This is a genomic window from Pararhizobium sp. LjRoot255, from assembly GCF_964252905.1.
Lineage (GTDB): Bacteria > Pseudomonadota > Alphaproteobacteria > Rhizobiales > Rhizobiaceae > Pararhizobium.
Genome location: NZ_CAXUPQ020000001.1, coordinates 907,500 through 925,839, shown reverse-complemented (window position 1 = coordinate 925,839; position 18,340 = coordinate 907,500). Strand labels below are relative to the sequence as shown.

Sequence of the window (18,340 nt, the reverse complement as noted above, 5' to 3'; positions counted from 1 at the left end):
GTTTTACTGGACAATTCATGGCCGCAGACGGATATGAAAACAAGCTCCATCACAGCTTGTCGGGTTTTGACAGCAATTTAACCTATACGGGCTAGTTCAGCCGCACGCCGACGGCGCGTAAAGAAAATGCCAACGAAATCCGACTCGGCCTTGCCTTGCATCGCTACGCATCTGGTCTGTTTACGAGCTACGAAAGATCGTTGGGAGATGAGCAATTCGATGTCATCAGTGCCCGGATTGAAGCGCTGAAAGAGAGGGCTGAAACTGTCTCAGGGCAACGCAGCGCCTTTACTGCTATCGGGGCTGAGATTTTTGCGATGATTGGCCAAGAGGCCGATGCTGACCTGGACTCAAGGCTGAGGGAAAGTGCGAGGAATGCGAGCGGTCTATCTCTGTTTCCATCTCAGACCAAGGCAGATGGTTCATCGGATCAAACCATGGCATCGTCTGCGGCACCTGTTCCTGATGAGAGGCTCTTGGATGTCGAGATCGTTGCGATGTACTGGTAGCGCGCCCATCTGACAGATTTCACTTGGCAGGCTCTGTTGCCGCAATCCCAATCGGCGCGACGGCATTAACAATTGCGTTTTTCGCTCAGCTGTCCTCGTTGGCCTTGGTGATGGTTTTCGACTCTGCTCGGGAAAAGTCGGACCTTGCGTCATTTTGGCCAAAATTGCCGATTTTGACGCCATCTCGTCCTTAGAGACAAACCTGTGAGATTGGCGGAGACACACCAAGGGTCTGTAGAGACAATCCTCAGAATCGCCGACACAAACAAATGGTACCGATTATTGTTATTTACAGTTTGGAAAAATGGTGCTGCTAGAGAGATTTGAACTCTCGGCCTCTCCCTTACCAAGGGAGTGCTCTACCCCTGAGCTATAGCAGCATCGTGCGACGGATCAGTGTTGTCCGGCGCGAGCGAGGGCCTATTGCCATAGCTTGTTGCGAAGCGCAAGCCGCAAATCTCATATTTCGTGGGACAGGCTGGGGGAAACCGCAGCGATACTTCCGGACTGCGCGGATTTGCGGTATTCCAGCGGTCATGCAAGACGAAGACGATCAGCGACGCAATGACGATACCCCGCCCCAGGAGGACGGCAAGCGTGAACGCGGGCAGGAAGCGCAACGGCAGGCGCAAGCGCGCCGCGAGCGGGCAGCAAAGACGCTGCGGGAAAACCTGTTGCGGCGCAAGCAGCAGGGGCGGGCGCGGCGTGCCGGCGATGCCGATGAAACATCCGGGCTCCCTGCCGCAAAATCGGACGAATCTGCGGAATAATCGCCAGCCACCACCATCGGTCGCATCCGGGGAGCGGATCGCGGACAGCTGAAGGCTATCGTTTCAATTTTTCGCGTCCTGCAACAAGGTGAACTGGCGCGGCGAGGGGACATATAAGTCAATGTGTGGATGTCGTTGTTCCTCCATCCGGATGCGCTTCGCCATCATTGTTTCAATTTGCTTCTCATTTCACGGCACTTCCTTTATGGAGGCGCCAATCTCTACAGAACGGAATGTCAGAAAGGCGGGCGGCGCCCGTAAGGTACCCTATGGATCGCATCAGAATTACCGGCGGCAATGAACTTCGCGGGATCATCCCGATTTCCGGCGCCAAGAACGCCGCTTTGCCGCTGATGATCGCCTCGCTGTTGACGGACGACACGTTGACGCTGGAGAATGTTCCGCATCTTGCCGATGTCGAGCAGCTGATCCGCATCCTCGGTAATCATGGCGCTGATATCTCCGTTAATGGCCGCCGCGAGCGCCAGAGCGAGGGCTATTCGCGGACGATCCATTTCACCTCCCGCAACATTGTCGACACCACCGCGCCTTATGAGCTGGTGTCGAAAATGCGGGCGAGCTTCTGGGTGATCGGCCCGCTTCTGGCGCGTGAGGGCAAGGCTCGGGTTTCGCTGCCGGGTGGCTGCGCCATCGGCACGCGGCCGGTCGATCTGTTCATCGAAGGCCTGGCGGCGCTGGGCGCCACGATCGAGATCGACAGCGGCTACATCAACGCGACGGCGCCGAAGGGCGGCCTGATCGGCGCGCGCTACGTGTTCCCGAAGGTCTCGGTCGGCGCCACCCACGTGATGATGATGGCAGCGACGCTTGCCAACGGCACGACCACGATCGGCAATGCCGCGCGCGAGCCGGAAGTGGCCGATCTTGCCCGCTGCCTCAACGCCATGGGCGCGAAGATCACCGGCGCCGGCACATCGACGATCACCATCGACGGCGTCACCTCGCTGTCGGGTGCGCGCCACCGCGTCCTGCCGGATCGCATCGAGACGGGCACCTATGCCATGGCCGTTGCCATGACCGGCGGCGATGTCGTGCTTGAAGGGACGAACGCCACGCTGCTCGATACGGCACTTGAAGCCATCCGCCGCGCCGGTGCCGAAATCTCCGAAACCGAGACGGGCCTTCGCATCGTGCGCAATGGCGGCGGCATCAAGCCCGTGGACGTCGTGACCGATCCCTTCCCGGGCTTCCCGACCGATCTGCAGGCGCAGTTCATGGGCCTGATGACCAAGTCGAGCGGCATTTCGCATATCACCGAGACCATCTTCGAAAACCGCTTCATGCACGTGCAGGAACTGGCGCGTCTCGGCGCGAAAATCTCGCTGTCGGGCCAGACCGCCAAGATCGAGGGTGTCGAGCGCCTGAAGGGCGCACCGGTCATGGCGACCGATCTGCGTGCCTCCGTGTCCCTGGTCATCGCCGGCCTGGTGGCCGAAGGCGAGACCATGGTGTCGCGCGTCTATCACCTCGATCGCGGTTTCGAACGGCTGGAAGAAAAGCTCAATCGCTGCGGCGCAAAGGTCGAGCGCGTGAGCGACTGATCGACCGCTTGCGACGCCACTGCTGTTGCGGATTCGATAGCGGCACCTTATGTCCTTTGTCATGACTGACCCGCCTTTGGCGGCAGATGAAGGGATGGGATGGCATGGACGCATTGAAGCTGATGGGGCTGGATCAGGAAGACCTCGCGATCGTTTCGGCCCATGTGCAGGACGCGGTCTTCAAGGTATCGGGTCTCGCCTATGCACCACGCTCACGCCAGCTGTCGCTGGTGATCAACCGGTTTGTCTGGGAAACGGCGGAAGGGCGCGGCAAATCCTTCGAGCGGCGCCGCAGCGTACTTCTTTTCAAGCGTGTCAACGCTGTCCGCTCGATCGGGTTTGATCGCCGGGATGGCGAACAGGTACTGTTGCTGCTGGCTATCCAGTTCAGGCAGAACGGCGAGGGGCCGGATGGAACCGTCGAATTCGTCCTTGCCGGCAATGCCTCGATCACGCTCGATGTGGAATGTATCGAGGTTCAGCTTGCAGATACCGGCGGCGCATGGGAAACCGGTTTCATGCCGCGCCATCCGGCCGGAGCCTGATCTCTTGCCCGCCGGCCACTTATACTCGCACGCTTCTTTAGACCACCATTGAGGACTTTTTCCATTGGCCATCCGCCTTGATTATCTCACGCCCGGCTTCGAAGAGCAGTTCGCCGCCTTCCTGACGACCAAGCGGGAAGTCTCGGACGACGTGAATGCGACTGTGCGGGCGATCATCGATGACGTGCGCCTGCGCGGCGATGCGGCGCTGGCCGATTATACGCGGAAATTCGACGGCCTCGATTTCACGGTGACCGGCATGGCCGTCACCCCGGAAGAGATCGACGCGGCGATCGAGATGGTTCCCTCCGAGGTTCTGGGCGCGCTGAAGGTCGCTGCGGTTCGCATCGAGGCGCACCACATCCGGCAACGGCCGAAGGACGATATCTACGAGGATAAGATGGGCGTCGGCCTCGGCTCGCGCTGGACGGCGATCGATGCCGTCGGCCTCTACGTGCCGGGCGGTACGGCGAGCTATCCAAGCTCGGTGCTGATGAATGCGCTGCCGGCCAAGGTTGCCGGTGTCGAGCGCATCGTCATGGTCGTGCCCGCCAATGGCGGCGTCATCAATCCGGCGGTGCTGGCCGCCGCCCGCATGGCCGGCGTCGAGGAAATCTACCGGATCGGCGGCGCCCAGGCGATCGCCGCCCTTGCCTATGGCACCAAGACCATTGCGCCGGTCGCCAAGATCATGGGGCCAGGTAACGCCTATGTGGCGGCCGCCAAGCGCCAGGTCTTCGGAACCGTCGGCATCGACATGATCGCCGGGCCTTCCGAGGTTCTCGTCATCGCCGACCGCGACAATGATCCGGACTGGATCGCCGCTGACATTCTGGCGCAGGCAGAGCATGACGTCGGCGCCCAGTCGATCCTGATCACCGACGACGCGCCCCTTGCCGCGGCTGTCGAGGCGGCCGTCGAGCGCCAGCTTCGCACGTTGCCGCGCGGCGAAACCGCAAGCGCCAGTTGGCGTGATTTCGGCGCGGTCATTCTCGTGCCCGATCTCGACGTGGCGGTGCCGCTCGCCAATCGCATCGCCGCCGAGCATCTGGAACTGGCGCTCGCGGATGCCGATGCGATGATCCCGAAAATCCGCAATGCCGGCGCCATCTTCGTCGGCCGCCATACGCCGGAAGTGATCGGCGATTACGTCGGCGGCTCCAACCATGTGCTGCCGACCGCCCGTTCCGCCCGGTTCTCCTCAGGCCTCGGCGTACTCGACTATATGAAGCGCACATCTATCCTGCGCCTCGGCTCCGATCAGTTGCGCGATCTTGGGCCTGCAGCGATTGCGCTTGCCCGCGCCGAAGGTTTGGAAGCGCATGCGCGCTCGGTCGCCATCCGCCTCAATCTCGGGGACGAGGGATGACGGGCAGCCACCGCCTCTGCGATGTCGTGCTGGATGAGACCATCGGCCGCTCAACGCCGGACGTCGAGCACGAGCGGGCGGTTGCGATCTTCGATCTGATCGAGGAGAATTTCTTCGAGCCGGCCGGCCATGCCGGCGGCCCCTACCGGCTCAATCTGTCGCTGATCGATTCCAAACTGGTCTTTGTGATCACCACCGAGACAGGCGCTGGTGTGGCGACTCATATTTTGTCTCTGACGCCGTTCCGCCGGATCGTGAAGGACTATTTCATGATCTGCGAAAGCTATTACGAGGCGATCCGCTCCTCGACGCCAAGCCAGATAGAGGCAATCGACATGGGGCGTCGCGGCATTCACAATGAAGGCTCGCAGACGCTGATGGACAGGTTGTCGGGCAAGATCAAGCTGGATTTCGACACCGCACGGCGCCTGTTCACGCTCGTCTGCGTGCTCTATTGGCGGGGATAGCCGTGGCGGTCGCAGCGTCCCCCAACCTGCCGCAGCAGACCGGGAAAGCGCCGAAGTCGGTGCTGTTCATGTGCGGAATGAACGCGATCCGCTCGCCGATGGCCGAAGTGCTGGCGAAAACGATGCTGCCGCCGGGGACCTATATCGCCTCGGCCGGTGTCAGGCCGGGAGAGCGCGATCCCTTCGTGGATGTGGTGCTGGAGGAGATCGGGCTGACGGCCGGCCGGCATCAACCGCACACGCTGGACGAACTCGAGGACGATTATTTCGACCTGATCGTCACGCTTGCACCGGAGGCGCATCATGCGGCGCTGGAATTGACGCGGTCGATGGCGATCGATGTGGTCTATTGGCCGACGCCGGATCCGACGGTTGCGACTGGTACCCGCGAGCAGATCGTTGCGGCCTATCGTGACGTCCGAAATCACATCGCCACGCTGCTCAAGCATCGTTTGCTTGGACAAATGCCGGACAAGATGGCATAGCGCCCCTGGTAAAACCGGAAAAGATGCCAAAACCGGAAAAGACGGGCCGCTGCTGTTCACAAAACCGCGGCGATTGTGTAGTTTCCGCCAAATTTTGAAGGGCGCGGGCAGCGTCCACAGAGAAGCACAGAAAGAAATACCCTACATGGCGAAAGAAGAAGTCCTTGAATTCCCGGGCGTAGTCACCGAATTGCTTCCCAACGCGACGTTCCGCGTCAAGCTTGAAAACGAGCATGAGATCATCGCCCATACCGCCGGTCGCATGCGCAAAAACCGTATCCGTGTTCTCGCCGGCGACAAGGTGCTTGTCGAAATGACGCCCTATGACCTGAGCAAGGGCCGTATCACCTATCGCTTCAAATAAGCGCGGCGCGGCTTGTTTGCCGCAAAACTCGAGATCGATGGCCCTGTTGCGATGGCGTTGACACACAAGCTGATCCTGGCCTCCGGTTCGCCGCGGCGTGTCGAACTGCTCGCGCAGGCGGGCATCGAACCGGCGCGCCTGATGCCGATGGATCTCGACGAGACACCGAAGCGCACCGAGCATCCGCGCTCACTCGCCTGGCGGCTGTCGTCCGAGAAGGCACGGGCAGCGCTCGCCGCCATCAAGGGTGAGCCCGGCTGGGAAGGGAGCTACATCCTTGCCGCCGATACCGTCGTCTCCGTTGGACGCCGGGTCCTCGGCAAGCCGGAACTGGTCAGCGAAGCGTCAAGCACGCTGCATCTTCTTTCCGGTCGCAGCCATCGGGTCTATACCGGCGTCTGCCTGATCACGCCGGACAAGACCGTGCGCCAGAAGGTCATCGACACCAAGGTGCGTTTCAAGCGGCTCTCCAGCCACGATATCGACAGCTACCTCGCCTCCGGCCAGTGGCGCGGCAAGGCGGGCGCCTATGGCATCCAGGGCATCGCGGGCAGCTTCGTCGTCAAGCTGGTGGGCTCCTATACCAATGTCGTCGGACTGCCGCTGTATGAGACCGTGAGCCTGCTTATGGGCGAAGGTTATGACGTGCATGAAAGCTGGATGAAGGGCTGAGGCCATGAGTTCTGAAGGAAACAAGGGCGCATCGAATATTGCGCCGCTTCGCAAGACCGTGCCATGCCCCGAATGCAGGCGCCCATCGCACCGGGAACACTACCCGTTCTGTTCCGACCGCTGCCGCAACGTCGATCTCAACAGATGGCTCAAAGGTTCCTACGCCATTCCGGTAGCCGACGACGAATCGAAAGCCGGCGAAGAGGAGTAGGCGCGCGCCCGCCCCTGAATTTTCGCGGATATCTGTTGTTTTTCAGTTATTTGCGGAGAATGATATTTTCCTGTCGAAAAAACGTCATTTGGTGCTGGACACCGCCGAACAAGATGTTATAACCCCGCTCGCTTCCGGGGCGCAACCAACCGCCCCACGGTTCTTCAAGCGGAACCACTGCTTAAAAAGCAGGGATGCCCGGATAGCTCAGTTGGTAGAGCAGCGGATTGAAAATCCGCGTGTCGGTGGTTCAAATCCGCCTCCGGGCACCATTTTCCTACTTCTCACGCAGCTTCCTGAAACCAGGCCGTCGAAAATCTCGGCCGTCAATCTGATCGGTAACTGGGGCTCGGGAGCGCGCGCGCTCTGAGCGGCTTTCCGCGCCCGGAATGCCTTGTATTTACACGATAAGCTGCAAAAAAATTCCCGCCCGGGGAAAGTCCAAGGTCACTTGCCGGCGAAGGCTTCCAGCATGCGTGTAACTCGCGCGAGGTCGTCTTCGTTCATGTTTGCCAGCGCCGCATTGACGCGGTGAAGCAGGCGACCTCGTTCGCCTTCAGGTGCAATAAAAGCGCCGGAACCGAAGAAGGCAATGGCAGGAAGGCCCAAGGCTTTCGCGATGCTTTCAACGGTCTCGAACGATGGTGAGGCTTCGCCACGTTCAAGGCGTCCCATCATCTCAATCGAAATGTCGGCCTTTTCGGCAAGTGCTTCTTGCGTCAGGCTTAATGCCTTTCGGTGATGGCGCACATTGCTGCCGAAAATCTTCCTGAGTTCCAAACGCTACCCTCCGTGTTGAAGGGACCGTCATCTTTAGGACCCATCTATTTATTAAGATGACCACAAAGGAGTTGTCAGGGAAAATCTCAGATTATCTCATCCGATAGTTCGCCACAGCCTCGATTGCTATTGCCACTACCTCAAGATCACTATCCTTCAACGCATTTACAGCAGATGCGATTTTTGCTTTGAGCAGATCATCAGTTGTCCGTGGAGTTGCGTCCTTCTCGAAATCCAGTAGCGCGTTCGGAGTGCTTTCCAATACATTAGCTATTCGCACTAGCGTCGCTAGATCAGGCTCCCTGCGGCCCGTGATGTAATTGCCGTATCGACGCTCAGTAAGTCCCGCACGACGCGCGACCTCAGCATTGGATAGCCCAAGCTCATACGCACGCTTTTTCAGATTCGCCGCAAATGATTCCATAGGAACAGATTGTTCCTGACAGACACCACGGGTCTATGTACATTGTGGCGTCACGACACCCCTCATTTTGTGGTTATCCTTGATGCCAGTCAGCGCCAATTACCTGCCTCTTTTCGTTGTCGCCGCCTTCGCACTCGCGGTCTTTCTGTGGGTGGAATGGCAAGGCCGCATCCAACCGTTGTTCATCCCGCACGCCGAGATCGCGCGCTTGGCCGATGAACTGGTCACTGCGGACGCCGACCGCGCTGAAGAACTTGCAGCCATCGAAGAAGACCGCGCTTGGCGCTACTCTGAGAACTTCGAACAAGGCAAGTGGCGGCGGGTGCGCAGGGAGCTGGAACGCAGGGGCATCCGTAAGTAACCGGCAGTCCGTGCCGACATCAGCGCACGCGGCGAGGGAGCGACACGATTGAAGAATAGGTCGCTGCCGGCGTCTTGGCGAAGATAGATGACGCTAATGCGCCGTGGCAGCCGGGCGCGCAGCGGCAGTCCCGGTACTAAAAATGATCACCGCGAACATCAATACGCCCGCAAATGCAATGAGCGATGCAACTGCGACAACGGGCTCCAGCGAGGGGTTGCCAGTGAGCATGAGGTAGAGCGCCGGCACCAGCAGAGCCACGCCGGCCGTGTAGACGGCATATTGGAGCATCGCGATCCGGCGTTCTGCCTTGGCCGGATTGAGGGCGTGGTATCCGCCGAAAAGCGCCATGGTGACCCATCCGAGCAGGTTCGCATGAGCGTGGGCACCGATCGCACTGTGATCGCCTGCGATGGACATGTGCAGGCCCATGGAAATCCCGATGATCAGGAAGATGATGGCTGTTCTGAAATAAAGCTGAGCGACGCGCGGCATTCCGGATTCCCCCTATTTGTTACCACGCTAATATTAGCATTGAACTGGATTTTCCGAGAATAGCCAAAATTGGGGGCATCCCTGCCAACCACTCGCGCTGGAGGAGCGTCCGCCCACCACCCCGGGGCTCTTCGTGCGGACGCTGTTCTCTTCACCGGATGGTGTGCGGTTTCCGGTCCGCTTAAAATGCAAACACTTTGATCGGTTCGCCAAGCCCTCGCAACGCATGTAAGCCCAGATCCTCCAATTGAGCCTGGCATCCCGCCGTCTCGACGAAGGCGCGCGACAGAAGGACGGGGCGCTTGAGTTCCTTGGTCAGGGTTTCCAGGCGCGAGGCAATGTTGACCGCCGGACCGATGACGGTAAAGTCGAGGCGGCTGCGCGAGCCGATATTGCCGTACATGACGTCGCCCACATGAACGCCGATGCCATATCCCAGAGGCTCGTGGCCCTTCTTCAGGTTCTCCTCGTTCAGCGCCGTCATGGCGGCCTGGCCTTCGCGGATGGCGCTCAGGAGATCATGGCACGCACTGGGATTGCTGAGCGGGAAGATCGCCAGCAGACCGTCCCCCATGAATTTCAGGATTTCACCGCCGTGCCGTTCGATCGGTTCGGCCATCGCGTCGAAATAACCGTTCAGAAGTTCGATGACGTCATCGCGCGGCCACATGTCGGATATGGCGGTAAAGTCGCGCAGATCGCAGATAAGGATTGCCGCCCCGACAGTCACGCCGCTGCCGCGGGTTGTCGCGCCGGCGAGAATCTGTTCGCTGGCATGCGGGCCGACATAGGTTTCGAGAAGCGTGCGGGCAAGGCGGTTTTTCAGGCGGATTTCGCTGACGAGGGCAAAAGCGGGCAGAAGATCGGCCAGGAATGCAATCTCGGCATCGCTGAAGCCGCCGGACCTGTCGCTGGCGAAGGTGATGATATGGCGTTTGCCCAGCGTGTGCTTCAGATGCCAGGCAACATAGTCGGTGTGCCCCTCGGCGCGCAGTTCGTCGTAAAGCGGGTAGGGCGTAGCGTCGCCGAATCCTGGCTCAAGGTGCTGGCGCACGACGGTCGCGCCGCTGTTGAGCTCGTTGATTGGGCTGTTTTGATATTGGGCGGTGTCCTCGACGCCATAGCCGAAGGTGCGGATCTCGGCTTCCTTCATGCCTTTCAGCCACAGGATACGGGCGCCGAGCCATTGCGGGTGAAGTATGCGGAAATGCAAGGTGCCGCGCGAGACCGGCACGCCGGCTTCGATGAGCTTGTCGCACATCTCCACGAAGATATTGTCGATGAAGCGCTCGTCGCGCGTCTCGGTCATCAGCCATTCGAAGATGCCGCTGCTGTCGCCTGGCAGCGGGTCTGCGCTCCCGGGACGCAGGCCGGAAGTGGCGCTGGATGGAATTTGCATAACTGCACCCCGTCATGATCGTCGGCGTTCTGGACTGTAAACTTAGTCACGACGAAACCGGAATACCAGTGTGGATGTATCTTAAGTTAGGGGAGGCGGCGCGGACCGCAAAGGACAAGTGGTACAGTCAGGATCGGGCAGTCGACGCGTCGCCCCCGAAACAGAATCGTGGCGCCGATTGGTGAACCGGCGCCACGAGAAATCGCTTAGGCAGCAGCCGAAACGCTGCCTTCGAGTGGAACTTCCGAGATCGTCTTCAGGATCTGGGAGGCGATCTGGTAGGGGCAGCCTTGGCTGTTCGGGCGGCGGTCTTCCAGGTAACCCTTGTAGCCGTTGTTGACGAAGGAGTGCGGCACGCGGATCGAAGCGCCGCGGTCAGCAACGCCGTAGCTGAACTTGTTCCAAGGCGCAGTCTCGTGCTTGCCGGTCAGGCGCAGGTGGTTGTCCGGGCCGTAGACGTCGATGTGGGCCTGCAGGTTCTTGTCGAACTGCGCCATGAGGGCTTCGAAATATTCCTTGCCGCCGACTTCGCGCATGTGCTTGGTCGAGAAGTTGGCGTGCATGCCCGAGCCGTTCCAGTCGGTGTCGCCGAGCGGCTTGCAGTGGAACTCGATGTCGATGCCGTACTTCTCGCAGAGGCGGAGAAGCAGGTAGCGTGCCATCCAGATCTGGTCGGCGGCCTTCTTGGAGCCCTTGCCGAAGATTTGGAATTCCCACTGACCCTTTGCCACCTCGGCGTTGATGCCTTCGTGGTTGATGCCGGCTGCGAGGCAGAGGTCGAGATGCTCTTCGACGATCTCGCGCGCGACGCTACCGACGTTGGAGTAGCCGACGCCGGTGTAATACGGGCCCTGCGGAGCCGGGTAGCCGCTTTCCGGGAAGCCCAGCGGACGGCCGTTTTCGTAGAAGAAGTATTCCTGCTCGAAGCCGAACCAGGCATCTTCGTCGTCGAGGATCGTGGCACGGCTGTTGGATGAGTGCGGCGTGACGCCATCCGGCATCATGACTTCGCACATCACGAGCGCGCCGTTGGTGCGGGCCGGATCCGGATAGATCGCAACCGGCTTCAGCACGCAGTCCGAGCTGCGGCCTTCGGCCTGCATGGTCGACGAACCGTCGAAGCCCCACAGCGGCAGCTGTTCGAGCGTCGGGAAGGTTTCGAATTCCTTGATCTGTGTCTTACCGCGAAGATTCGGTACCGGTGTGTACCCATCGAGCCAGATGTACTCGAGCTTGTATTTCGTCATTTCGAACCTCTCATGGGTTGATGATGCGCAGCACCAGAAAAAACCTGAACCGTGCTTCGCCGCCAACGGCTGACGACGTATATGCACGGGGCGTGCCAGTTTGCGGGGGGTGGCCGATCTCGCGGCGTGACCGGCGAAATCCGGCGCCGATCGGGTTCCAGCAGTCCGGTGTCGTCCGGACGTGCGAAATCTCTGGCAAAATTAGCCTTTTTCGGCCGGTTGTGGAAAGTTTTCGCAGGATCTGCCGCCTGTTTTCGGCAGAAACCGCAGGCTCTGCGCAAAATTTACGCAAAAATTGCGACAATTTGGCTGGCGTGCAAACGCTTAAAATTTGTCACGAAAGTCTTGCGAAAATTTAAATGCCTAAAAAATAGCCTATTTTTTGGGCTGTCTGTATTTTTTTTAATCAATCCGCGCAAAACCCGCGCAAATCTGCTATCTTCGCCAAATTCGATCCGCGCAGGCTCGAAAACGAAGGAACGTCGATAGATGGCAATGATTTCCACGGGCGAGACCGCCAAGATCTACGAATTCCCCGCTGGTGGCAGGAAGCTGGGGGGGCGCCGTTTCGAGCAGGCGGGCACGGTTACCGATTTTCGGCCCGGGCAGTTTCCGGTGGTCGATTATAGCAACTGGTACCATGAAGAAGCGCTCCGCGAGGAGCAGGCGCCAAAGTCCTGATCAGGACGCGTGCCAGCGGCGGTTGCCAAATATGCCGCCCGGTAGAGCGCCGCGTTTGCGCGTTGACGATATTCCGCGTGATACGATCGGATGATGGGCGTCATCGCCAAAGCACCTGAAAGTTCTGATCCCTCGACCTTCGGAGAACTTTCCGCCGTTCAGTCGGAAGCATATGGTTAACAAATGCCAATCGCTCGACCGAATGTGACGCTATTTTAACAGTTTAGGCGCAAATTAAGGCAGAGTCGCCTTTCGACGGGATCAAAACGACTGCTGATCCGTTGTGCGAGAGGAGATTTGGCGTCTCGGCAAACTTGCCGGGCCGGCGAAGATCCCCGCAGGGCGGGAGCCTTACGGTCTCCGCATCGATCCTGCGGAGGGAAAGGGATGCTCGACATGACTGACCATATCATGAAGACGCTCTTGAACATCATGGTTGCGCTGTCGCTCGGCGCCTTCATGATCCTGTTCATCGTCCTATAACGGCAAGCCGGAGCCCCTTCGGCTCACGGATAGAGATAGTGCGCTCCCATTCATCATGGGGAACAAGGTCGCCGATCGTATATTTGAACGACAGCACCTCGATATGGTCAGGCCCGGTGCTGCATTGGTATTTCAGCTTGTACCACTCCCCCTTGCTGCGAAAAACCGCGCCCGGCGCTTGTATCTTGTCGTTCTCGACAACGGGTTCCGCGAACGTATAGGCAATCACCTTGTCCGGCTGGAACGACGTCTTGCCAGCGTTGATCTCCCACATCGCTTCGGTGTCGCATCGCTGTTCCAGGCGGGTCTGCGGATCGAGTTCCTTGAACTGCTTGATCAGCGACCGGTCCATGGCTGCCGCCGGTGCCGCGATGGCAGCGGTAAGCAAGCCCAAGCAAACAAGCCTGTTCATCGCGCCGTCTACTCCTTCGTCAAGCCAGAAAAGGGAAAGGCAAAGCGTGTTTCATGGGACGTGCTGGCGGATACTGACATTACTGCGTCTTTAGCGCGTCTTTCAAGACGCGCTAAAGACGCAGTAACACTTTGAACTGCTGCATAACTTTGTTCCTGAAATCGATTCCGATTTAAGGAATTATGCAGTAACTTCAAGGAAATCTTTGTGTTCATTCAAAGGCGGGAATGCGCGCTAGATATCCGAAACATCGATCCACTCGGCCGACGAGAGGGCCGCCATCCGGTCAGGATTGATTCTGACGGCCGCATGCGGCGCACCGGCCGCAGGCACGACTTCGTCGAAGGCCTTCAGAGAAATGTCGCAATAAACCTTGTGCGGCTTTACAAGCCCGAAGGGGCAGACGCCACCGACGGGATGGCCCGTCTCCTCCTCGACCTCGTCAAAGCCCAGCATGCGGGCCTTTGTGGCGAAGAGGGCCTTGTACTTCTTATTGTCGAGACGGGCGTCGCCGCGCGTCACGATCAGGATAACTTCGTCGGCAACCCTGAGCGCCAGCGTCTTGGCGATCTGCGCCGGCTCGACGCCATGTCCCTCGGCAGCCAGAGCAACGGTGGCGGTGCTCTGCGGAAGTTCGATGACGTCTATGTCGGGGGCGTTTTCGGCGAAGAACGACTTCACGGAGGAAAGGCTCATGGTGCTGCAACCGGTCCGCTCGGATCGAAGCCACATATGCAGCCTATCCGGATATGAGGAGGAGTGACGGTAAATGCTCCGGGCGCTCAACCGTCACGTGAGCTGTCCGGCGATAGTTTCAGTCGTCGTTCGATGCGTCAAGATTTTCCGGACGGATGCCTTCCTGATCGTGCGGCAGGTAGCCGTGGTTGGTGAACCAGTTGGTCAGGATGGCAGCGATGGCCTGGTTGCGTGTATCCATTCCCGGATGATCGGAAATGAAGGATTGAAGTGCTTGTTCGATCTGGGGATCGTAAAGGTCGGACATGATAACTCCTGAGAAATGCAGGAATAGCCCGCGTGGTTGCGCGGGTTATTCGCATGGGTCTGCGTCAGGCGCTTTTGACGATCCTGATCAGCGCGAGCAGGATGACAGCGCCGAGAGTGGCATGAATGATCGCCCAGAGAACGCCACCACCGACACCGAAGCCAAGCCGCGGAAACAGTGCCCCGGCGATGAAGGCCCCGATGATGCCGACAACGATGTTGCCGAGCAGGCCGAAGCCGAAACCCGACACGATCAAACCTGCAAGCCAGCCGGCAATGGCGCCGACGATCAGAAAAACGACGATACTTTCGATACCCATGGATGGTTCCTTTCCGTTGTATCCGCGAGAAGCAGGATAGAGCGAAAAGAGAGCCGCGTCAGAGGGGAAATTGGATCTTCGAAGTTTTTTTGCTTTCAATAGGTTGAAAGAGGACATGGAGTCAGGATTTCCGATCTGGACGGGCCAAAATCCATGCTTGTTGCCTACACAAAACGGCCCGGCAGCCACCGGGCCGTTTCGCGAATCAGGCGCTGCTCAGACGATGCCGCCGCCGCCGCTCTTCGAAGCCGGGCGCTGGCTCGATACCTTGGCGCGGTAGCCGCTTGCCCGATAGGCCGCAACCGGTGCGATCGCGCCACCGGCCTCGAACCGGACCATGGCGAGGATTGGCTCTACATGGGTGCGGAACGCGGCTTTCAGCGTCTCGGTCGCCATCAGCGCGTCATTGCCGTCCTGAAAGCCTTCGAGCGCCTGGCGATCGACAAGCAGCGCCTGAGCATAGGCGCGGCTGACTTCCATCGCCGAATTCATCAGGCTTTCGATCGGATCGGTGACGTTATGGCTCTGGTCGAGCATATGCGCCGGCGCGAACCCTTCGGCGTTGCGCGTCTCCGCATCCACCAGTTCGTTGAAGATGAGGAACAGGCGGTAGGGATCGATCGATCCCGTATCGAGATCGTCGTCGCCGTACTTCGAGTCGTTGAAGTGGAAGCCGCCGAGTTTCTTGAACTGGATCAGCCGGGCGACGATCATCTCGATATTGACGTTCGGCGCATGATGGCCGAGATCGACCAGGCAACAGGCCTTGGGACCGAGTTCCTGGGCGATCAGATAGTTGGTGCCCCAGTCCTGCACCACGGTCGAATAGAAGGCCGGTTCGAACATCTTGTGCTCGGTGAAGATGCGCCAATCATCCGGCAGGCCCTTGTAGATGACCTTCATCGCCTCGAGGTAGCGCTCGAAACTCCGGGTGAAATTGCTCTGGCCGGGGAAGTTGGAGCCGTCGCCAACCCAGACGGTCAGCGCCCTGGAGCCGAGCGCCTTGCCGATCTCGATGCATTCGAGATTGTGATCGACGGCTTGGCTGCGGGTGGCGGCGTCGGCATGGGACAGCGAGCCGAACTTGTAGGAATGGGCCTGGCCCGGTGCGTCGGAGAAAGTGTTGGAGTTCATCGCGTCGAAACCGAGGCCGAGCGCGTTGCCCTTCTCCCTCAGTTCCTTGAGGTCATCAACCTTGTCCCACGGGATATGCAGGGAGACGGCCGGCGTCGCTCTCGTCAGTTGCTGGATGACCGAGCAATCCTCGATCTTGTCGAAGATGTGGCGCGGTTCGCCGGTGCCGGGAAAGCGGGCAAAACGCGTGCCGCCGGTGCCGACGCCCCAGGAGGGGACGGCAACTCCGTAAGCAGTGACTTTCTCTTTCACGGCGCCGATGTCGATGCCCCGGCGCGACAGTTGCGCGCCGAGATATTCATAGTCGGCTTTCAGGTCGGCGATACGAGCGGCATTATCGGCGTCGAGGACGTCCTTGTTGATCATCAGTGTCATGTCGCTCTCCGGATCAGCGTGTGAACGACTGGGCATTGCCCGCATCGACATTGATAATGTTGCCGGTGGACTTGGCCGACATATCGGAGGCGAGGAAATAGATCGCTTCCGCGATGTCTTCCGGGAAGACGCTGAGCTTCAGCATGGAGCGCTCGCGGTACAAGGCCTCCAATCCCTCGGAATCGGTCTTGTAGATGGCGGCGCGCTGTTCCTTCCATTCGCCAGACCAGATCTTCGAGCCGCGCAGCACGGCATCCGGATTGACGACATTGACGCGGATCTGCGCCGATGCGCCTTCGAGTGCGAGGCAGCGGGCGAGGTGAATTTCGGCGGCCTTCGCCGTGCAATAGGCGGATGCGCCGGGGGAGGCGGCAAGGCCGTTCTTGGAGGCGACGAAGACGACGTTGCCGCCGGCCTTTTGGCTCCGGAAAATCCGGAACGCTTCGCGCGACACCAGGAAATAGCCGGTCGCGAGAATGTCGATGTTCTTGTTCCAGAGCGCCAGTGTCGTGTCTTCGATGGGGGCGGAAGAGGCAAGGCCGGCATTGGAGACGAGAATGTCGAGGCCGCCGAATTCCAGGAGTGAGTCGGCGAAGCTCTTCTCGACCGCCGCTTCGTCGGTGACGTTCATGTTGATGGCGCGCACGAAATCCTTGCCGTAGCGGTTGCCGAGTTCCGTATGTGCGGCAGCGAGAGCGGTTTCGTCGATATCGGCGAGCACAACACAGGCGCCTTCTGCCATCAGCCGGTTCGCCGTCGCCTTGCCGATGCCGCCGGCGCCGCCGGTGACGAGTGCGATCTTGCCGGCCAGCATCTTCGGTTTCGGCATGCGCTGCAGCTTCGCTTCCTCGAGCAGCCAGTATTCGATGTCGAAGGCCTCCTGTTCCGGCAGGCCGACATAGGTCGAGACGCCGGAGGCGCCGCGCATGACATTGATGGCGTTGACGTAGAACTCGCCGGAAATGCGGGCCGTCGCCTTGTCCTTGGCAAAGGTGATCATGCCGACGCCGGGAACGAGATAGACGACCGCGTTCGGATCGCGCATTGCCGGGCTGTTGGCGTGCTTGCAGCGCTCGTAATAGGCAGCATAGCCTGCGCGATATTCGGCGACTGCCGCTTCAAGGCCGGCCAGCGTCTTGTCGATATCGGGATTGGCCGGATCGAAATCGACGACCAGCGGGCAAATCTTGGTGCGCAGGAAATGGTCGGGGCAGGATGTGCCGAGCGCAGCCAGCGGTTCGAGGTCCTTCGAGGTGACGAAATCGAGCACTGCCTGGCTGTCGTCGAAATGCCCGAGCTTGCGTTCGTCGGCGCTGATCATGCCGCGAATGACCGGCATCAGTTTTTGTGCGACGGCGCGGCGCTCAGCGGCAGGCAGCACCGGCTTTGCCGCACCGCCGAAAGCCGGAGCGGTGTTTTCCGTCTCGAACCAGGCAATCGCCTTGTTGATAATCTCGACGGTGGTTCCGTACGCTTCCTTAGCCGTGTCGCCCCAGGTGAAAAGCCCGTGACTTTCAAGGATCAGCCCGCGCGCATCCGGATGTTCCGCGCAGAATTTCGAAAGCCACAGGCCGAGCTCGAAGCCGGGGCGTTTCCACGGCAGCCAGCCGATATCATCGCCGAAAATCTGCTGCGTCAGTTCGCGGCTGTTCTTCGACGCGGCGATCGCGATGATTGCGTCCGGATGCATGTGGTCGACATGTTTTTTCGGCACATAGGCATGCAGCGGCGTATCGATGGATGCGGCGCGCGGGTTGAGGTTGAAGGTGCAATGCGGCAGGTAGCCGACCATCTCATCTTCGAAGTCGACGCCGCGATAAAGACCCTTCAGCGCATTCAGCTTGTCCATGTAGAGGGTGGAAAAGCCATCCATCTTGATGGTGCCGACATCGCCGCCGGAACCCTTGACCCACAGAACCTCGACCTCGCCACCGCCGAGCGGATCCTTTTCGATGACCTTGGCGGAGGTGTTGCCGCCGCCGTAATTGGTGATGCGCTTGTCGGAGCCGAGCAGGTTGGAGCGATAGAGCAGCCGTTCCGGCTCGCTCATCCCGGCTGCCTTGCTGTCATCCCAGAGATTGGCAAGGCGCGCACCTTGTTGCTTGTCAAGCATCGATCATTCCTCCCGGTCAAATTCCGCGCCGGCCAGTGGGCAAGGGCGCATTCATTGTGATCAGATCACACAAAGATCGGCGTCGTGTCAATCATAAACGATCAAATTCAGTCATATTGCAGCGCACAATGAAAAAATATGATTGAAAGTGATTGACAAT

General features: G+C 59.5%; 22 protein-coding genes, 2 tRNA genes and 1 pseudogene. 13 read left to right on the top strand and 12 right to left on the bottom strand.

What is annotated here, in order from left to right; genetic code table 11:
* Window positions 1–200: 200 nt before the first annotated feature.
* Window positions 201–509, top strand: a complete 309-nt coding sequence (locus ACSQ2W_RS04670) for a hypothetical protein (protein ID WP_436085211.1) — start codon at window positions 201–203, stop codon at window positions 507–509.
* 305 nt (window positions 510–814) lie between these two features.
* On the opposite strand, the gene ACSQ2W_RS04665 is transcribed toward ACSQ2W_RS04670, so the two are convergent.
* A tRNA-Thr gene (locus ACSQ2W_RS04665) sits at window positions 815–889 on the bottom strand.
* A 156-nt stretch (window positions 890–1,045) separates the two neighbouring features.
* Here ACSQ2W_RS04665 and ACSQ2W_RS04660 point away from each other — a divergent pair.
* The 10 genes from ACSQ2W_RS04660 (at window position 1,046) to ACSQ2W_RS04615 (ending at window position 7,226) form a co-directional block, all read left to right on the top strand.
* Complete coding sequence (locus ACSQ2W_RS04660) at window positions 1,046–1,279, top strand: hypothetical protein (RefSeq protein ID WP_436085210.1); 234 nt, start codon at window positions 1,046–1,048, stop codon at window positions 1,277–1,279.
* A 269-nt stretch (window positions 1,280–1,548) separates the two neighbouring features.
* Window positions 1,549–2,841, top strand: coding sequence for a UDP-N-acetylglucosamine 1-carboxyvinyltransferase (gene murA / locus ACSQ2W_RS04655; RefSeq protein WP_436085209.1), 1,293 nt, complete (start codon window positions 1,549–1,551; stop codon window positions 2,839–2,841).
* Window positions 2,842–2,945: 104 nt separating this feature from the next.
* Window positions 2,946–3,386, top strand: coding sequence for a DUF2948 family protein (locus tag ACSQ2W_RS04650; protein ID WP_436085208.1), 441 nt, complete (start codon window positions 2,946–2,948; stop codon window positions 3,384–3,386).
* 64 nt (window positions 3,387–3,450) lie between these two features.
* Window positions 3,451–4,755 (top strand): histidinol dehydrogenase, encoded by a 1,305-nt coding sequence (gene hisD / locus ACSQ2W_RS04645; RefSeq protein ID WP_436085207.1) that lies wholly within the window; start codon window positions 3,451–3,453, stop codon window positions 4,753–4,755.
* A complete protein-coding gene (locus tag ACSQ2W_RS04640) occupies window positions 4,752–5,222 on the top strand; it encodes a UPF0262 family protein (RefSeq protein ID WP_436085206.1) in 471 nt (156 codons plus the stop codon). The genes hisD and ACSQ2W_RS04640 overlap by 4 nt, the downstream gene beginning before the upstream one ends.
* A 68-nt stretch (window positions 5,223–5,290) precedes the next feature.
* The gene (locus ACSQ2W_RS04635) at window positions 5,291–5,707 is read left to right on the top strand and encodes a low molecular weight phosphatase family protein (RefSeq protein ID WP_436087673.1); all 417 of its coding nucleotides are present in this window, start codon (window positions 5,291–5,293) and stop codon (window positions 5,705–5,707) included.
* Window positions 5,708–5,852: 145 nt separating this feature from the next.
* Window positions 5,853–6,071, top strand: a complete 219-nt coding sequence (infA, locus tag ACSQ2W_RS04630) for a translation initiation factor IF-1 (protein ID WP_037119817.1) — start codon at window positions 5,853–5,855, stop codon at window positions 6,069–6,071.
* A gap of 51 nt (window positions 6,072–6,122) precedes the next feature.
* Window positions 6,123–6,743: a Maf-like protein gene (locus ACSQ2W_RS04625; RefSeq protein ID WP_436085205.1), complete on the top strand. Its 621-nt coding sequence runs from the start codon at window positions 6,123–6,125 to the stop codon at window positions 6,741–6,743.
* A 4-nt stretch (window positions 6,744–6,747) separates the two neighbouring features.
* Window positions 6,748–6,954 carry a DNA gyrase inhibitor YacG gene (gene yacG / locus ACSQ2W_RS04620; RefSeq protein ID WP_436085204.1) on the top strand — a complete coding sequence of 69 codons (207 nt, stop codon included), beginning with the start codon at window positions 6,748–6,750 and terminating at the stop codon, window positions 6,952–6,954.
* Between the two features lie 196 nt (window positions 6,955–7,150).
* Window positions 7,151–7,226: transfer RNA gene (locus ACSQ2W_RS04615), tRNA-Phe, on the top strand.
* A gap of 175 nt (window positions 7,227–7,401) precedes the next feature.
* Here ACSQ2W_RS04615 and ACSQ2W_RS04610 read toward each other — a convergent pair.
* Both ACSQ2W_RS04610 and ACSQ2W_RS04605 read right to left on the bottom strand, forming a co-directional pair.
* Window positions 7,402–7,734, bottom strand: coding sequence for a helix-turn-helix domain-containing protein (locus tag ACSQ2W_RS04610; protein WP_436085203.1), 333 nt, complete (start codon window positions 7,732–7,734; stop codon window positions 7,402–7,404).
* Between the two features lie 91 nt (window positions 7,735–7,825).
* Window positions 7,826–8,158, bottom strand: a complete 333-nt coding sequence (locus tag ACSQ2W_RS04605; protein ID WP_436085202.1) for a helix-turn-helix domain-containing protein — start codon at window positions 8,156–8,158, stop codon at window positions 7,826–7,828.
* 82 nt (window positions 8,159–8,240) lie between these two features.
* On the opposite strand from ACSQ2W_RS04605, the gene ACSQ2W_RS04600 reads away from it, so the two are divergent.
* Entirely contained in the window at window positions 8,241–8,519 is a 279-nt protein-coding gene (locus tag ACSQ2W_RS04600) for a hypothetical protein (RefSeq protein ID WP_436085201.1), read from the top strand.
* A gap of 93 nt (window positions 8,520–8,612) precedes the next feature.
* On the opposite strand, the gene ACSQ2W_RS04595 is transcribed toward ACSQ2W_RS04600, so the two are convergent.
* The 3 genes from ACSQ2W_RS04595 to ACSQ2W_RS04585 all read right to left on the bottom strand — a co-directional run bounded on the left by ACSQ2W_RS04595 (window position 8,613) and on the right by ACSQ2W_RS04585 (window position 11,660).
* Window positions 8,613–9,014 (bottom strand): hypothetical protein, encoded by a 402-nt coding sequence (locus ACSQ2W_RS04595; RefSeq protein ID WP_436085200.1) that lies wholly within the window; start codon window positions 9,012–9,014, stop codon window positions 8,613–8,615.
* 181 nt (window positions 9,015–9,195) lie between these two features.
* A complete protein-coding gene (locus ACSQ2W_RS04590) occupies window positions 9,196–10,413 on the bottom strand; it encodes an adenylate/guanylate cyclase domain-containing protein (RefSeq protein ID WP_436085199.1) in 1,218 nt (405 codons plus the stop codon).
* Between the two features lie 206 nt (window positions 10,414–10,619).
* Window positions 10,620–11,660 (bottom strand): glutamine synthetase beta-grasp domain-containing protein, encoded by a 1,041-nt coding sequence (locus tag ACSQ2W_RS04585; RefSeq protein ID WP_037119801.1) that lies wholly within the window; start codon window positions 11,658–11,660, stop codon window positions 10,620–10,622.
* A gap of 489 nt (window positions 11,661–12,149) precedes the next feature.
* Here ACSQ2W_RS04585 and ACSQ2W_RS04580 point away from each other — a divergent pair, with 489 nt between their 5' ends.
* Complete coding sequence (locus ACSQ2W_RS04580) at window positions 12,150–12,341, top strand: DUF2735 domain-containing protein (RefSeq protein WP_436085198.1); 192 nt, start codon at window positions 12,150–12,152, stop codon at window positions 12,339–12,341.
* Between the two features lie 506 nt (window positions 12,342–12,847).
* Here ACSQ2W_RS04580 and ACSQ2W_RS04575 read toward each other — a convergent pair.
* The 6 genes and pseudogenes from ACSQ2W_RS04575 to ACSQ2W_RS04550 form a co-directional block, all read right to left on the bottom strand.
* Window positions 12,848–13,236: pseudogene (locus ACSQ2W_RS04575) on the bottom strand (DUF930 domain-containing protein).
* Between the two features lie 234 nt (window positions 13,237–13,470).
* A complete protein-coding gene (locus tag ACSQ2W_RS04570) occupies window positions 13,471–13,932 on the bottom strand; it encodes a YbaK/EbsC family protein (RefSeq protein ID WP_436085197.1) in 462 nt (153 codons plus the stop codon).
* Window positions 13,933–14,050: 118 nt separating this feature from the next.
* Window positions 14,051–14,239 (bottom strand): hypothetical protein, encoded by a 189-nt coding sequence (locus ACSQ2W_RS04565; protein ID WP_436085196.1) that lies wholly within the window; start codon window positions 14,237–14,239, stop codon window positions 14,051–14,053.
* 64 nt (window positions 14,240–14,303) lie between these two features.
* On the bottom strand, window positions 14,304–14,558 hold the full coding sequence (locus ACSQ2W_RS04560; RefSeq protein WP_436085195.1) for a GlsB/YeaQ/YmgE family stress response membrane protein: 255 nt from the start codon (window positions 14,556–14,558) through the stop codon (window positions 14,304–14,306).
* A 216-nt stretch (window positions 14,559–14,774) separates the two neighbouring features.
* A complete protein-coding gene (gene rhaI, locus ACSQ2W_RS04555; RefSeq protein WP_436085194.1) occupies window positions 14,775–16,067 on the bottom strand; it encodes an L-rhamnose catabolism isomerase in 1,293 nt (430 codons plus the stop codon).
* Between the two features lie 13 nt (window positions 16,068–16,080).
* Window positions 16,081–18,180 carry a bifunctional rhamnulose-1-phosphate aldolase/short-chain dehydrogenase gene (locus tag ACSQ2W_RS04550; RefSeq protein WP_436085193.1) on the bottom strand — a complete coding sequence of 700 codons (2,100 nt, stop codon included), beginning with the start codon at window positions 18,178–18,180 and terminating at the stop codon, window positions 16,081–16,083.
* Between the last annotated feature and the right edge of the window lie 160 nt (window positions 18,181–18,340).